Below are 14,469 nucleotides of genomic sequence, written 5' to 3'. Positions count from 1 at the left end.
CTCTGGACATAGATGGACATCCAACTATAGGATGGCAACATATTCAGAACTTCGCCGCCGGTCGCGGGCCGCGCGGGCTGTCTTCGAGTCAGGACGGGTCGAGAAAATGGTTCAGGAACTTACGCACTTCGTCGGTGGCAAGCGTGTCCCCGGCACCTCCGGCAGGTTTGGGGACGTGTACGACCCCAACACCGGTCAGGTCCAGGCGACGGTGCCACTGGCAGACAAGTCCGAGGTCGAGGCCGTCATCGCCGATGCGGCCGAGGCGCAGCGCGAATGGGCTGCCTGGAACCCGCAGAAGCGCGCCCGCGTGCTGATGAAGTTCGTGGCCCTCGTGCAGGACGAGATGGATTCGCTCGCCGAGTTGCTGTCTTCGGAGCATGGCAAGACGGTCCCGGACGCCAAGGGCGACATCCAGCGCGGCCTCGAGGTCATCGAGTTCGCCATCGGCATCCCGCACCTGCTCAAGGGCGAGTACACCGAGGGCGCGGGCACCGGTATCGACGTCTACTCCATGCGGCAGCCGCTCGGCGTCGTCGCCGGCATCACCCCGTTCAACTTCCCCGCGATGATCCCGCTGTGGAAGGCGGGCCCGGCGCTGGCATGCGGCAATGCCTTCGTGCTCAAGCCCTCCGAGCGTGACCCCTCGGTACCGCTGCGCCTCGCGGAACTCTTCGTCGAGGCCGGTCTGCCCGCAGGCGTGTTCAACGTCGTCAACGGCGACAAGGAGGCAGTCGACGCGCTGTTGCACGACCCCCGCATCAAGGCGGTCGGCTTCGTCGGCTCCACCCCGATCGCCCAGTACATCTACGAGACCGCCACCGCGAACGGCAAGCGCGCGCAGTGCTTCGGCGGCGCCAAGAACCACGCGATCGTGATGCCCGACGCCGACCTCGACGACGTGGCAGACCAGCTGATCGGCGCCGGCTACGGCTCCGCCGGTCAGCGCTGCATGGCCATCTCAGTGGCCGTGCCGGTCGGCGAGGACACCGCGGACAAGCTCGTCGAGAAACTGACCGAGCGCGTGCACAAGCTCAACGTCGGTCACTCGCACGACAAGGGCGTCGACTTCGGCCCCCTCGTGTCCTCGGATGCGGTCCAGCGGGTCGCCGACTACGTGCAGATCGCCGTCGACGAGGGCGCCGAGGTGGTGGTCGACGGCCGGAACCGGACGATCGACGGTGCGGGCGACGGGTTCTTCACCGGCGCAACGCTGCTCGACCGGGTCACCAAGGACATGCGGGTGTACAAGGAGGAAATCTTCGGCCCGGTGCTGCAGGTCGTCCGGGCGCACGACTACGAGGAGGCACTCGCGCTGCCCACCGACCACGAGTACGGCAACGGCGTCGCGATCTTCACCAGCGACGGCGACACCGCGCGGGACTTCGCCACCCGCGTCCAGGTCGGCATGGTCGGCATCAACGTGCCGATCCCGGTGCCGATCGCCTACCACACCTTCGGTGGTTGGAAGGCCTCCGGCTTCGGCGACCTCAACCAGCACGGGCCGGACTCGATCCGCTTCTACACCAAGACCAAGACGGTCACCCAGCGCTGGCCGTCGGGCAAGAAGGAAGAATCTGCCAACCACTTCGTCATCCCGACGATGGACTAGGACCGATCATGTTCACCCTCACCGACGACGAGCGGGCGATCAGCGACACCGCCGCCGACTTCGCCGCGGAGTACCTGGCCCCCAACGCAATCGAGTGGGACCAGACCAAGCACTTCCCGGTCGACGTCCTGCGCAAGGCCGCCTCGCTCGGCATGGGCGGAATCTACATCCGCGAGGACGTGGGCGGGTCGGGACTGTCCCGCCTCGACGCCGTCCGCATCTTCGAGCAGCTCGCCACGGGTGACCCGTCGATCGCGGCGTACGTCTCCATCCACAACATGGTGACGTGGATGATCGACACCTACGGCACCGACGAGCAGCGTCACCGATGGGTGCCCGGACTGTGCTCGATGGACCAGTTCGGCAGCTACTGCCTCACCGAGCCCGGTGCCGGGTCGGACGCGGCGGCGTTGTCCACCAAGGCGGTTCGCGACGGTGACGACTACGTCCTGACCGGGGTCAAGCAGTTCATCTCCGGTGCGGGCACCTCCGAGGTCTACGTGGTGATGGCCCGCACCGGGGAGCCCGGTCCGCGGGGCATCTCGGCGTTCGTCGTGCCCAAGGACTCGGCCGGGCTCTCCTTCGGCGCCAACGAGAAGAAGATGGGCTGGAACGCGCAGCCCACCAGGCAGGTGATCCTCGACGAGGTGCGGGTGCCGGCCGCGAACCGGCTCGGCGCGGAGGGTGACGGCTTCAAGATCGCCATGTCCGGGCTCAACGGCGGCCGACTGAACATCGCCGCCTGCTCGGTCGGCGGCGCCGAGGCCGCGCTGCGGATGGCGGTCGGCTACCTGGCCGATCGCAAGGCCTTCGGTGCGGCGCTGCTGGATTCGCAGGCGCTGCAGTTCCAGCTCGCCGACATGCGCACCGAACTCGAGGCCGCCCGGACCCTGCTGTGGCGGGCCGCGGCCGGACTCGACGAGGACGTGCCCGACAAGGTCGAACTGTGCGCGATGGCGAAACGCTTCGCCACCGACACCGGTTTCGATGTGGCGAACAGGGCGTTGCAGATGCACGGTGGCTACGGCTATCTCGCCGAGTACGGACTGGAGAAGATCGTGCGCGACCTGCGGGTGCATCAGATCCTGGAGGGCACCAACGAGATCATGCGGGTGGTCATCGCCCGCAGTGTCATCGGAAAGGCAGGCGCAGCGTGAACGAAGTGAGCAGCGTGAACGATGTGAACGGCGCCGAGGTCCTCGTCGAGCGGGCGGGCGCCCTGGGGAGGCTGACGCTCAACCGGCCCAAGGCGATCAACGCGCTCAACCACGCGATGGTCCGGTCGATGGCGTCGGCCCTGCTCGAGTGGGAGTCCGACCCCGAGGTGCGCGCGGTCGTCGTCGACGGGGCGGGCGAGCGCGGACTGTGCGCCGGCGGCGACATCGTCTCGATTTACCACGACGCCCGCAGCGGGGGCACCGGCTCGCGGGAGTTCTGGCGCGACGAGTACGTCCTCAACGCGGCGATCGGCCGGTACCCCAAGCCGTACGTGGCGATCATGGACGGCATCGTGATGGGCGGTGGGGTCGGGATCTCCGCGCACGGCAGCGTCCGGGTGGTCACCGAACGCTCGACCATCGCGATGCCCGAGGTCGGCATCGGGTTCGTGCCCGACGTCGGTGGTACGTACCTGCTCTCCCGCGCGCCCGGCGAACTCGGTACCCACGTCGCCCTGACCACCGGACGACTCGGTCCCGGCGACGCGATCGCACTCGGCTTCGCGGACCACTTCGTGCCGTCCGAGGCGATCGAGAAGTTCGTCACCGCACTGGAATCCGACTCGGTGGCCGATGCGCTCGACGAGCACTCCCGGCCCGCACCCGAGTCCGACCTGATGGCGCAGCGGTCGTGGATCGACGCCGCCTACTCGGCGACGACCGTGCCGCAGATCGTCGCGCGCCTACGAGAGAGCGAGGTCCCCGAGGCCCGGGCCGCCGCCGACCAGATCCTCGCCAAGTCCCCGGTCGCGCTGGCGGTCACCCTGCGCTCGCTCCGTCACGCCCGCGAACTCGACACGCTCGAGCAGGTGCTCGACGAGGAGTTCCGGGTGTCGGTCGCGGCGCTCGGGTCACACGACCTGGTCGAGGGCATCCGCGCGCAGGTCGTGGACAAGGACCGCAACCCGTCCTGGTCGCCGGCCAGCCTCGCCGACGTCACGGACGCCGACGTGGACCGTTACTTCCAGCCACTGGGCGAGCTCGAACTGGGCCTCGCCGCATCCGATCTCGAAGGGATCTGACATGAGCACCCAGCCGACGGTGGCGTTCCTCGGACTCGGCCACATGGGCGGACCGATGGCCGCGAACCTGGTCAAGGCCGGCTACCGGGTGACCGGGTACGATCCGGTCCCGGCCGCTCTGGAGCAGGCAGCCAGGGACGGTCTCGCCGTGGCGGATTCGGCGGTCGTGGCCGTCGCGGACGCCGACGTGGTGATCACCATGCTGCCCAACGGTCGCCTGGTACTCGATCTCTACGACGAGATCCTGCCCGCAGTGAAGGGCGACACCCTGTTCGTGGACAGTTCCACGATCGACGTCGCCGACGCGAGGGCCGCGCACGACAAGGCGCTGCAGGCCGGGCACCGCGCCGTGGACGCCCCCGTCTCGGGAGGGGTCGCCGGCGCCACCGCCGGGACCCTCGCGTTCATGGTCGGCGGCTCCGAGGCCGACTTCTCGTCGGCGCACCCCCTGCTCGACGTGATGGGCCGAAAGGTCGTGCACTGCGGCGCCTCCGGCGTCGGACAGGCCGCCAAGATCTGCAACAACATGATTCTCGGTGTCTCGATGATCGCGATCAGTGAGGCGTTCGTGCTCGGCGAGAAGCTCGGCCTGTCGAACCAGGCCCTGTTCGACGTGGCCTCCAACGCATCCGGCCAGTGCTGGGCGCTGACCAGCAACTGCCCGGTGCCCGGACCGGTGCCGACCACGCCGGCCAACCACGACTACCAGCCGGGATTCGCGGCTGCGCTGATGGACAAGGACCTGGGTCTCGCCGCGAATGCGGTGCGCGCCAACGGCGTCGACGCCGAACTCGGACTCCGCGCCGCGGAGTTGTACCACCGGTTCAATACCGATGGCGGCGGAGCATTGGACTTCTCCGCCATCGTGACCGACATCCGTACCCGCTCGAGCCAGGAGAGTGCCGGTGAGTGAGTTCGACACCATCCTCCTCGACCGCAGGGGCCGCGTCGGCGTCGTCACGCTGAACCGCCCGAAGGCGCTCAACGCCCTCGACAGCCAGCTGATGCGCGAGGTCGTGGCGGCGGTCGAGGAACTCGACGCCGATCCCGGAATCGGGGCGATCCTGCTCACCGGGTCCGACCGCGCGTTCGCGGCGGGCGCCGACATCAAGGAGATGCAGCCGAAGACGTTCGCCGAGGTGCATGCGGAAGATCTGTTCTCCCAGTGGGACCGGTTCTCGTCCGCCCGTACCCCGATCGTCGCGGCGGTCGCCGGGTACGCCCTCGGCGGTGGCTGCGAGCTGGCGATGCTGTGCGACTTCATCATCGCCGCCGACACCGCGAAGTTCGGGCAACCCGAGATCACGTTGGGTGTGATCCCGGGAATCGGTGGCTCGCAACGGCTGACGAGGGCGGTCGGCAAGGCGAAGGCGATGGACATGTGCCTGACCGGGCGGACCATGGACGTGAACGAGGCCGAGCGCGCCGGGCTGGTCTCGCGCATCGTCCCGGCGGCGGCCCTGCTCGACGAGGCGCTGAAGGTCGCGACGACCATCGCCGAGATGTCGCTCCCGATCGCGATGATGGCGAAGGAGGCGGTCAACAGGTCGTTCGAGACCACTCTCGCCGAGGGCGTGAAGTTCGAACGCCGGGTATTCCACTCGACGTTCGCCACCGCTGATCAGAAGGAAGGGATGGCTGCCTTCGTCGAGAAACGGTCGCCCCACTTCACCAACAGCTGAGCCTCACCGACAGCGCAGCCTCACCGACAGCGCGGCCTCATCGAAGCGCAGCGTCACCAGCGGCGCAGCGTCGACCCCGCCGCGGTGGCGGCGGCGAGGAGCACCGCTCCGCGCCCCGCGACCGAGGCCGGGTCCGGCGGCACCGTCACCGGGAGCCGCAGGAAAGTCTCGAGCCAGTCGCGCAACGCGGCGACGTGTCCGCCCCCGCCCAGCAGCACCACCGCCGCCGGCGACGCCGCGGACTCGCGGATCATGGTGCGCAGCAGGGACACCGAGTGCATCACGCCGTCCCGGGTCAGCGCGGCCAGGTCGTTGTTCGTCAGCACGGTCATGGCTCCGGTGCTCGGATCGGAGGCGGTCACGACCCGTTCGAACGACAACTGTTCCTTGAGGTCCCGGCAGGCCGTGAGATCGATCCGGACGCCGCTCGCGGCCAGGTGATCCTGCACCAGTCGGTCCAGCTGGTCGCCGCCGACCACCGCGCTGCGGCGGGAGGACAGGATCTCGCCGGACGGCGCGTCGGCCACACACACGGACAACCCGGAGCCGCCGACGTCGTAGATCACCACGGCGCCACGCCGGGGGAGTTGACCGGTGAACCGCAGATACCTCAGCTGGGCGGCAGTTTCGGGCAGCACCCGCACGTGGGCGCGGGTGGTCGAGGCCGCGGTGAACTCGACCACCTCCGGATCGATGCCGGTGCGCAGGGTGACTGCGGTGGCGGAGACGAGCTCGCCCTGCTCGACGGCCGTCGCGCGCAGGGTGCGGATCGCCGAGATCACGGGCTCTCCGATGGGGCTACCCGGTCGGCGTCGGACGTCGCAGCGGGCCAGCGGATCGTGATGCGGTCGATCCGAATGTGCCAGCACCGCACGCGCTCCGCTCGCCCCCGCCGACACGCCAAGAACCAGCACCACCGTCGCACTCCTCGTTGCTGTCGTATGTCACCACTTGGTGGGTGCGTCTCCGGTGTCGAAGTCGCCGGCGGTCCGGCGCAGCTCCGCGAGGATCCGCACGAGGGTGTCGAGCTTATCCGCGGACAGGCCGGGGCGCGCAAAGACCTGCGTGTTGAGCTGCTCGGTCGCCGCGAGCGCCAAACTGCGTCCCGCTTCGGTGATTTCGATCAGGGTGGTGCGGCGGTCGCTCGGATGCGGCACCCGCCGGACCAACTCGGCGGCCTCGAGCCGGTCGACGGCGTTGGTGACGCTGGTCGGGTGAACCTGCAGTCGCGCACTGGCCTTGGCCATCGGCAGCGCGCCGGTGCGGGTGAACGTCAGCAGGGTCAGCAACTCGTAACGCGAGAAGGTCAGCCCCGTCGGTTTGAGCACCTCCTCCACGCGGGCCATCATGATCTGCTGCGCGCGCATCAGCGAGGTGACCGCGGCCATCCCGTCCGCGACCTCACCCCAGCCGTGCTTCTCCCACTGGCGGTGCGCCTCCTCGATCGGGTCGAGCGGCAGCGGTTGCGAGGGCATGCCGCCATCATTCCACGAAGCGGCTGCGCCGCCCGTGCGCGCGGTTCATCCCAGCTGGGGTAATTCGCGCGCACAAGCGCGGAGCGCCTACCCGGGAGGCAGGTGGCCGGTCAGGCGATCCGCCCGTCGACGCAGCAGCTCGTCCGCACGCTCGGCGTCGGTGTAGATCCAGAACTCGCCCGTGGCCAACCCCTCGAACAGGGCGTCGGCGGCCGCGGCGGGTGTCACGCCGCGCTCGCGCAGGAAGTCCCGCATCCGGGCGCGCAGGGCATCGCCCGCGACGCCGTCCGCGTCGGCCCTCGCGTAGATGTCGGTGTGCACCGGGCCGGGCAGGAACGCCGCCACCCGGATCGGTGCGCCCGTCTCGGCGAGTTCGACTGCCAGGCACTCGGTCAACGCCAGCGCCGCGTGCTTGCTCGCCACGTACGCCGCCTGTGCCGGCATCGTGGTGACCGCGCCGACCGACGTGGTGTTGACGATGATCGCGTCGGTGGCGTCGGCGATCATCCGCGGCACGAAGGCGCGGATCCCGTGGAAGACCCCGGTGACGTTGACCGCGAGCACGCGCTCGAAGCGGTCCGGGGCCATTTCCCACAGGCGTCCGGTGCTCTCGACGCCGGCGTTGTTGACCAGTAACCGGACCGGGCCGAACCGGTCCGCTGTCGCGGCGGCCAGTCGGTCCACGTCGGCCGCGTCGGTGACGTCGCAGCGGACCGCGAACACATCGGCGTCGGCGAGTTCGGCGGCGATCCGCGCGAGCCCGTCGGCGTCGAAGTCGGCCAGCACCACGTGCATTCCGAGGGTTGCGGCGCGCCGCGCGAGTGCCGCACCGATCCCCGAGGCCGCGCCCGTCACCACCGCCGTGCCGCCCGCCAGGTCCCGCAAGTCGAGTGCAGTCATGCCCACACGGTATGAGCGCAGCCCAGCGGCGGCACCGCCTCTTCCCTGTCAGCGGGAGCCGTGCCGGCCGATCCGGCGTGGCGCAGTACCTTTGGTCGCGGAGGCGAGGAACCGTGACACAGCAACAGACACCCTGGCGACAGCACGGGCTGATCCAGGCGGTGTTCTTCCTGATGGGGGCAGAACTGTTCCTGGCCTCCCCGCTGTTGCCGACCATTTCCGGGGACTTCGGCACCAGCATCGCCGCCACCGCCTGGGTGGTCACGGTGTTCGGTCTGTCCTATGCGATTGCCAGCCCCCTCGTCGGTGCGCTGACCGAGCACCTACCGCGGCGACGGGTGATCGTCTCCGGCATAGCGGTTTTCGCGACCGGTGAGCTGCTGTGTGCGCTCGCTCCGGGGCTCGGCTGGCTCCTGGCGGCGCGGGTGATCGGCGGTATCGGCGGCGCGTTGGTCGGCCCGGCCATGTGGGCCTACCTCGCCGAGACTGCGGCGCCCCGTGAGCGGGGCCGGGCGATCGCGCGCGGGTCCGCTGCCTACGCGGGTGGTCAGATCGTCGGGGTGCCGTTGGCGACGTTCGCTGCGGCGGCGTCGAGTTGGCGGTTCGCGTTCGCGGTCGTCGCGCTCGGACTCGTGGTGGCGGGCACACTGATCGCGCTGCGGCTGCGCGAATCCATCAGGGCCGCAGGATCGTCCGCCCGCCCGCTCGGTGCGCTGCGATCGTCGTTCGGGCTGTGGAAGGTCGGTGTGTTCCGGACGATCATGGCCGGCAACTTCTTCGTGCAGGCCGCGAGGCTCGGCACCTACGCGTACGCGGGCGCGCTGTTCGCGACCCGATTCGACTTCGGGACCGGGGTGCTCGGGCTGGTGGGCATGGCGGTCGGGGTCGGTTCGCTGATCGGATCGCTGATCGCCGGTCCGCTGATCGACCGGTGGAGTTCGGCGGGCAGGCACGTGTCGCAGCTGAGCGTCGGGTGGGGACTGGCGCTGGCGGTCGGACTGGCGGTCGCGACGACGGCGGACAGCTGGCAGCTGATGCTGGCGGGATTCGTGCTCGCCTTCTTCTGCGGCACCGCGTTCTTCAGTACCGCCCAGGTGTACCTGACGACGGTGATGGCGGACCGGCGCGCTCCGGCGGTGTCCTGGAACAACTCGGTGCTCTACATCGGTACCGGTGCGGGTACGACCGCCCTGGGCCTCACCACGCTCGGCGGCACCGCCTTCGCGGTCTGCTCGGTGGTGTTCGCGCTGTGTGCTGCCGGATTCAGTGCGGTGCTCGCGCTGCGCCGCCCGGACGCCCGCATGCGGACTTCGGATCAGGCTGAGCGCAACTCTGGCCGACCTGCTCGCGGCCCGGCAGAGTGACTCATCGATGCGGGTGTGGCTGAGTGGCTAGGCACCGGCCTGCAAAGCCGTTTACACGGGTTCGAGTCCCGTCATCCGCTCGAAGGTCACCCTGCCGTTCGTCCCAGCGTCCGGCAGGGTGACCGCAGGTCGCCGGGGCGCTCAGGCGACAGTCGGAGGCTGGTCGACGGTCTGCGCGAGGTAGAGCTGCTCGCCCAGCTTGTCGATCAGTTCGAGCTGCGTCTCGAGGTAGTCGACGTGGTCTTCCTCCTCGGCGAGGATCTTCTCGAAGATCCCGGCCGACGTGTGGTCGCCCTTCGCCCGGCACATCGTGATGCCGGGTCGGAGACGTTCGACGACCTCCACCTCGACGGCAAGGTCCGAGGTGAACTGCTCGCGGAGGGTCTGGCCGACGCGCAGCGGCAGCAGTCGTTGGTAGTTCGGCAGCGCCTCGAGCATGAGAATCCGGTCGGTGAGGATCTCCGCGTGCTGCATCTCTTCGAAGGACTCCTGGCGGGTCCGCTCGGCGATTCTGGTCAGGCCCCAGTTGGCCTGCATCTTCGAGTGCAGGAAGTACTGGTTGATGGCCGTGAGTTCACTGGTGAGCTGCTCGTTGAGAAGTGCGATTACTTCGTCGTCGCCGCGCATGACGCCTCCACTGGGGGTGGGCTGAACCGTAGTGTCAGCCTAACGCCCAGCAGGCGAATTCACGCGCTGATCTGTCCGACCTCGTCGACCTCGCAACTCGAGAAGTGGTTTTCGATCATGGACTTGATCCGGTCGCGGCACAGTCCGCAGCCGCGGCCTTTTCCGGCGCCGCATCCCATCGCGACCTGCTTGGCCGTCTGCGCCCCAGCGGTGATGCACAGCTGCACCTGCTCTTCGGTTGCTGCCGCGCATATGCACACGTACATGTCGTACTTCCTCCGGCGCTTTCGGTTCCACAGGGCAGGCTACGCTAAGCGCACGAGAAAGAAAAGGGTAGCCTAACCGATCTTGATTTCGGGCTGGTCGAGCGGCGTTCGCGCCCGTCGTTGACTTCCCCTCCGAGCCATCTGTAACCTCCGGTAACACACAATCCTGTGAGGGGTGCAACATGGCGGAGTACGACATCGTGGTCAACGGCGGACTGTGGTTCGACGGGACCGGCGGCCGCCCGCTGCTGCGCAACCTCGGCGTCCGCGACGGCGTGGTCACCACCGTCTCGGCCGAACCGCTCCCCGTCGGACCCGACACCCAGGTCCTCGACGCGGCCGGCAAGTGGGTGCTGCCCGGATTCGTCGACGTGCACACGCACTACGACGCGGAGGCGCTGGTCAGTCCCGGTCTGCCGGAGTCGGTGCGGCACGGCGTCACCACCGTCGTCCTCGGCAACTGCTCGCTCTCGACCGTCTACTCGACGCCCCGCGAGTGCGCGGACCTGTTCAGTCGGGTCGAGGCCGTGCCGCACGACTCGGTGCTGCGGATCCTGGAGGAGAACAAGACCTGGCACCGGCCGGCCGAGTACGTGCAGGCGCTCGACGCGCTGCCGCTCGGACCCAACGTCGCCGGCTTCATCGGCCACTCCGACATCCGCACCCACGTCCTCGGGCTCGGTCGCGGCACCGACCGGAAGACCAAGCCCAGTGCCGCCGAACTCGACCGGATGGGCGCGATGCTCACCGAGGCGATCGACGCCGGACTCCTCGGACTGTCCTCGATGACCAATGCGCTCGACAAGATCGACGGCGACGAGTACCGGTCGCGGTCGCTGCCCTCGACCTACGCGCGCTGGCGCGAGTTCCGCTTCCTCAACCGCATCCTGCGCGACCGCGGCAAGATCCTGCAGAGCGCGCCGACGATCAACCTGCACCCGAACGTGGCGTCGTTCTTCGTGGAGAGCTCCGGCATCGGACGCCGCAGGCCGCTGAAGACGTCGCTGCTCTCGGGCGCGGACTCGAAGGCGTACCCCGCGATCGTGTACTTCATGCTCGCCGCCGCGCCGCTGCTCAATCGCTTCGCCAGGACCGACTTCCGCTGGCAGCACCTGCCGGTGCCCTTCACCGTCTACGCCGACGGCATCGACCTGGTCGTGTTCGAGGAGTTCGGTGCCGGCGCCGCGGCGCTGCACCTGAAGAACGAAGTCGAGCGCAACGAGCTGCTCCAGGACGAGGAGTATCGGCGCTGGTTCCGCAAGGACTACGACAACAAGTGGTCCCCGCGAATCTGGCACCGCAACTTCTACGACGCGGTGATCGTCAAGTGCCCCGACGAGACGCTCGTCGGAAAGACTTTCGGCCGGGTGGGTGACGAGCGGGGGGTCCACCCGGTCGACGCGTACCTCGACCTCGTCGTCGAGTACGGCAAGAACCTGCGCTGGCGCACCACGGTGGCCAACCACCGCCCCAAGTTCGCGCGCAAGTTGGCGGCAAGTCCGGGCGTGCAGATGGGATTCGGCGACGCGGGCGCGCACCTGCGCAACATGGCGTTCTACAACTTCCCGATCCGACTTCTCAAGCGCGTCAACGACGCCCAGCGCGAGCGCAAGCCGTTCCTGACCGTCGAGCGGGCGGTGCACCGGCTCACCGGTGAGCTCGCCGACTGGTACGGGATCGACGCCGGGCACCTGTGTGAGGGCGACCGCGCCGACCTGGTGATCGTCGACCCGGCGGGGCTCGACGACACTGTCGACGGTCTCTTCGAGGAACCGGTGGCCGAGTACGGCGGGCTGCGCCGCATGGTCAACCGCAACGACCGGGCTGCGGTGGCGACGGTGATCAACGGAAAACTGGTGTACCGCAACGGGGAATTCGAGCCCGGCTTCGGTGTCGAGAAGACCGGACAGTTCCTGCGCGCGGGCGCTCAGGCGCGCACGGTCGCCGGACGGGCCCGGGCCGCGGTCTCGTCGTGACCCCCACCCCGGCGCGGATCTCGTCCTTCACCCGGGACGGACTGGTCTTCGACATCCGCGACGAGGGGCCGATCGACGGGGTCCCCGTGGTGCTGCTGCACGGCTGGCCGCAGGACGCACGATCCTGGGACCGGGTGGCGCCGCTGCTGCACGCGCGTGGCCTCCGAACCCTCGCGCCGGACCAGCGCGGCGCCTCGCCGGGCGCGCGGCCCCGGTGGCGGTGGGCCTATCGCAGCACGCAGGTCGACGCCGACGTGGTGGCACTGATCGAGCGGGCCGGATTGGGCCCGGTGCATCTGGTCGGGCACGACTGGGGCGCAGCGGTCGCGTGGAGCGTGGCCGCTGACCGGCCGGACCTGGTGCGCACCCTGGCCGCGGTGTCGGTGCCGCATCCCGCGGCGTTCGCACGGGCGATGCTCACCAGCAACCAGATCGTCAAGTCCTGGTACATGTTCGCGTTCCAGCTGCCGGTCCTCCCGGAGTGGTTGATTCGCACCGGTGGCCGGGTGCGCCGGCACCTGCTCGCCAGCGGCATGAGCGCCGAGGCCGCCGACCGTGACCTCGAACCGATGCGGGACCGCGCGCGGGCCCGCGGGGGACTGCACTGGTACCGCGCGATCCCGTTCCGCAGGCCGTGGCGGGTGGCCTCGCGGGTGAGCGTGCCGACGCTGCACGTGTGGAGCGACCGCGACACCGCGCTGGGCCCGAAGGGAGCCGCATTGTCGTCCGGTTACGTCGACGGCCCGTACCGCTTCGAAGTCTTGAGCGGAGTGAGCCACTGGATCCCGGACGAGGCGCCGGACCAGCTGGACGCACTGCTCGGGGAGCATTTCCGGCAGGCCTGAGCGTTGCCGAGCGGGAACGCTCGCGCGGGGCTACTGTCCGACCCGTGCACTGCTGTAGGCCGCCGCGACGTCGGGTGCTCGGGCTGTTGGCCGCGGCCGCGGTCCTGCCGGTGCTCGGCAGTGCGCGCGGTGGCGTCGCACACGCCGCGGGTGAGCCGATGTGGGCCCGCGACCTCGAGGTCGTGACGATCACCGACACGTCCGTGATCGTCACGTGGGCCACGGTGTCGGCGGTCCGGGTCGACGACCACGGCATGCCGCTCCCGCTCGCTGCGGACACCGAACTGCGGCTCGCGCCGGCGGACTCACCCACCGCGCCGCGAGTGGTGATCCACGAGGACGTCCCCACCCCGTTCCACTACGCGGAGGTGCACGGACTCGAGCCGGGGCGCGAGTACCGGTTCGAGGCCTACTCGAACGGATTGCGCGCCGCCCCTACCCTTCTCGCGACCGGACGGCCCGGCGTTCCGGAATCGACGGGCCGCGTCACGACATTGGTGCCACCGCCCGGCCGCCTGCTGCGCACCATCGCTCTGTCCAACGACGTGCACTACGGCGAGGAGTTCAGCGGCATCGTCGCTGCCGGACTGCCGCCCGGATTCCGGCAGGATCCGGGACTGTTGCCGTACCCCGAGGTGATGCTGACCGCGATGCTCGCCGACCTGCGGGCCGCCGACCGGGACGCCGACCACTTGGTGGTCGCGGGCGACCTGACCGACGAGGCGTCGGCGCAGGACTCGACGGCGGTTCGCGCGATGCTCGACGGCTGGGGCGGCGCGGGAACGGACTACTTCGTCAGTCGTGGCAATCACGACCGCCCGCACGTCGGCGCCGCGTACGCAGGCTGCTCGGTCTTGCCCTCGGCCCGCGATCACCACGACTGCTGGGGCGACGTGTTCGCGCCCCGTCAGGTGATGCGGTCGTTCGACCTCGGCGGACTGCGCCTGCTGTCCGTCGACACCACCGCGGTCGACGGCTCCGGCGGCGTCGTCGAGCCCGCCCAGATGGCGCAGATCCGCGACTCCCTGCGCGCCGATCCCGACCGTCCGACGCTGGTGTTCGGCCACCATCCCGTCACCGCGGAGGCCGGGCTGACCAACGTCGCGGGTCCGAGTTTCGTACTGAATCAACCGGATTCGCGTCAGCTGCAGGACCTCTACGCCCGCGCGCCCGGGGTGTTCCTGCACCACGCCGGGCACACGCACCGGAACCGTCGCACCCGGCCCGACACCGCGGCGGCGGTCGAGTTCCTCGAAGTGGGTGCGGTCAAGGAGTACCCGGGCGGCTACTCGTTGCTGCGGGTGTACGAGGGCGGGTACACGGTGAACTTCTACAAGACCCGCGCAGACGACGCACGGCGGTGGAGCCAGCGCAGCCGGGGGGAGTTCCTCGGGCAGATGCCGGAGTACACCCTCGGTACCGCGGAGGACCGCAACCACGTGGTGTTGCGCGACCTGACGGGTCTCGTGGCGGCCTGAACGGG

The 14,469-nt window shown here is 69.5% G+C and carries 14 protein-coding genes and 1 tRNA gene; 10 read left to right on the top strand and 5 right to left on the bottom strand.

Features of this window, described 5'->3' with window-relative positions; translation table 11 throughout:
- The first annotated feature begins 106 nt into the window (after positions 1-106).
- From FK531_RS20050 to FK531_RS20030, 5 genes are read left to right on the top strand one after another with little or no spacing between them, the layout of a single operon-like run.
- Positions 107-1,612 (top strand): CoA-acylating methylmalonate-semialdehyde dehydrogenase, encoded by a 1,506-nt coding sequence (locus tag FK531_RS20050; protein WP_142102618.1) that lies wholly within the window; start codon positions 107-109, stop codon positions 1,610-1,612.
- 8 nt (positions 1,613-1,620) lie between these two features.
- Positions 1,621-2,769 carry an isobutyryl-CoA dehydrogenase gene (locus FK531_RS20045; protein ID WP_142102616.1) on the top strand — a complete coding sequence of 383 codons (1,149 nt, stop codon included), beginning with the start codon at positions 1,621-1,623 and terminating at the stop codon, positions 2,767-2,769.
- Positions 2,770-2,783: 14 nt separating this feature from the next.
- Positions 2,784-3,851, top strand: coding sequence for an enoyl-CoA hydratase/isomerase family protein (locus tag FK531_RS20040; protein ID WP_142102809.1), 1,068 nt, complete (start codon positions 2,784-2,786; stop codon positions 3,849-3,851).
- 1 nt (position 3,852) lies between these two features.
- Positions 3,853-4,764 (top strand): 3-hydroxyisobutyrate dehydrogenase, encoded by a 912-nt coding sequence (mmsB, locus tag FK531_RS20035; protein ID WP_142102614.1) that lies wholly within the window; start codon positions 3,853-3,855, stop codon positions 4,762-4,764.
- A complete protein-coding gene (locus tag FK531_RS20030; RefSeq protein ID WP_142102613.1) occupies positions 4,757-5,533 on the top strand; it encodes an enoyl-CoA hydratase in 777 nt (258 codons plus the stop codon). Before mmsB ends, FK531_RS20030 begins: the two co-directional genes overlap by 8 nt.
- A gap of 53 nt (positions 5,534-5,586) precedes the next feature.
- On the opposite strand, the gene FK531_RS20025 is transcribed toward FK531_RS20030, so the two are convergent.
- The 3 genes from FK531_RS20025 to FK531_RS20015 all read right to left on the bottom strand — a co-directional run bounded on the left by FK531_RS20025 (position 5,587) and on the right by FK531_RS20015 (position 7,908).
- Entirely contained in the window at positions 5,587-6,450 is an 864-nt protein-coding gene (locus FK531_RS20025) for a DUF7159 family protein (RefSeq protein WP_142102611.1), read from the bottom strand.
- Between the two features lie 27 nt (positions 6,451-6,477).
- Positions 6,478-7,008 carry a MarR family winged helix-turn-helix transcriptional regulator gene (locus FK531_RS20020; protein ID WP_142102609.1) on the bottom strand — a complete coding sequence of 177 codons (531 nt, stop codon included), beginning with the start codon at positions 7,006-7,008 and terminating at the stop codon, positions 6,478-6,480.
- A gap of 87 nt (positions 7,009-7,095) precedes the next feature.
- Positions 7,096-7,908, bottom strand: a complete 813-nt coding sequence (locus FK531_RS20015) for an SDR family NAD(P)-dependent oxidoreductase (RefSeq protein WP_142102607.1) — start codon at positions 7,906-7,908, stop codon at positions 7,096-7,098.
- 113 nt (positions 7,909-8,021) lie between these two features.
- On the opposite strand from FK531_RS20015, the gene FK531_RS20010 reads away from it, so the two are divergent.
- Positions 8,022-9,272, top strand: coding sequence for an MFS transporter (locus FK531_RS20010; RefSeq protein WP_246098285.1), 1,251 nt, complete (start codon positions 8,022-8,024; stop codon positions 9,270-9,272).
- A gap of 9 nt (positions 9,273-9,281) precedes the next feature.
- Positions 9,282-9,352 (top strand) — tRNA-Cys (locus FK531_RS20005).
- A gap of 61 nt (positions 9,353-9,413) precedes the next feature.
- Here the strand turns inward: FK531_RS20005 and bfr are convergent.
- Both bfr and FK531_RS19995 read right to left on the bottom strand, forming a co-directional pair.
- Complete coding sequence (bfr, locus tag FK531_RS20000) at positions 9,414-9,899, bottom strand: bacterioferritin (protein ID WP_142102604.1); 486 nt, start codon at positions 9,897-9,899, stop codon at positions 9,414-9,416.
- Between the two features lie 59 nt (positions 9,900-9,958).
- Positions 9,959-10,165, bottom strand: a complete 207-nt coding sequence (locus FK531_RS19995) for a (2Fe-2S)-binding protein (protein ID WP_142102602.1) — start codon at positions 10,163-10,165, stop codon at positions 9,959-9,961.
- Between the two features lie 182 nt (positions 10,166-10,347).
- Here FK531_RS19995 and FK531_RS19990 point away from each other — a divergent pair, with 182 nt between their 5' ends.
- The 3 genes from FK531_RS19990 to FK531_RS19980 are packed head-to-tail and all read left to right on the top strand — an operon-like array spanning position 10,348 to position 14,464.
- On the top strand, positions 10,348-12,141 hold the full coding sequence (locus tag FK531_RS19990) for an N-acyl-D-amino-acid deacylase family protein (protein WP_142102600.1): 1,794 nt from the start codon (positions 10,348-10,350) through the stop codon (positions 12,139-12,141).
- Complete coding sequence (locus FK531_RS19985; protein ID WP_142102598.1) at positions 12,138-12,986, top strand: alpha/beta fold hydrolase; 849 nt, start codon at positions 12,138-12,140, stop codon at positions 12,984-12,986. The genes FK531_RS19990 and FK531_RS19985 overlap by 4 nt, the downstream gene beginning before the upstream one ends.
- 44 nt (positions 12,987-13,030) lie before the next feature.
- Positions 13,031-14,464, top strand: coding sequence for a metallophosphoesterase (locus FK531_RS19980; protein WP_181763048.1), 1,434 nt, complete (start codon positions 13,031-13,033; stop codon positions 14,462-14,464).
- The last annotated feature ends 5 nt before the right edge of the window (positions 14,465-14,469 follow it).

The sequence above is a fragment of the Rhodococcus spelaei genome (genome assembly GCF_006704125.1).
GTDB classification, from domain to species: Bacteria; Actinomycetota; Actinomycetes; order Mycobacteriales; family Mycobacteriaceae; genus Rhodococcus_G; species Rhodococcus_G spelaei.
Note: the sequence above shows the minus strand (reverse complement) of the source record. Positions and strands in the feature narration are given on the sequence as shown.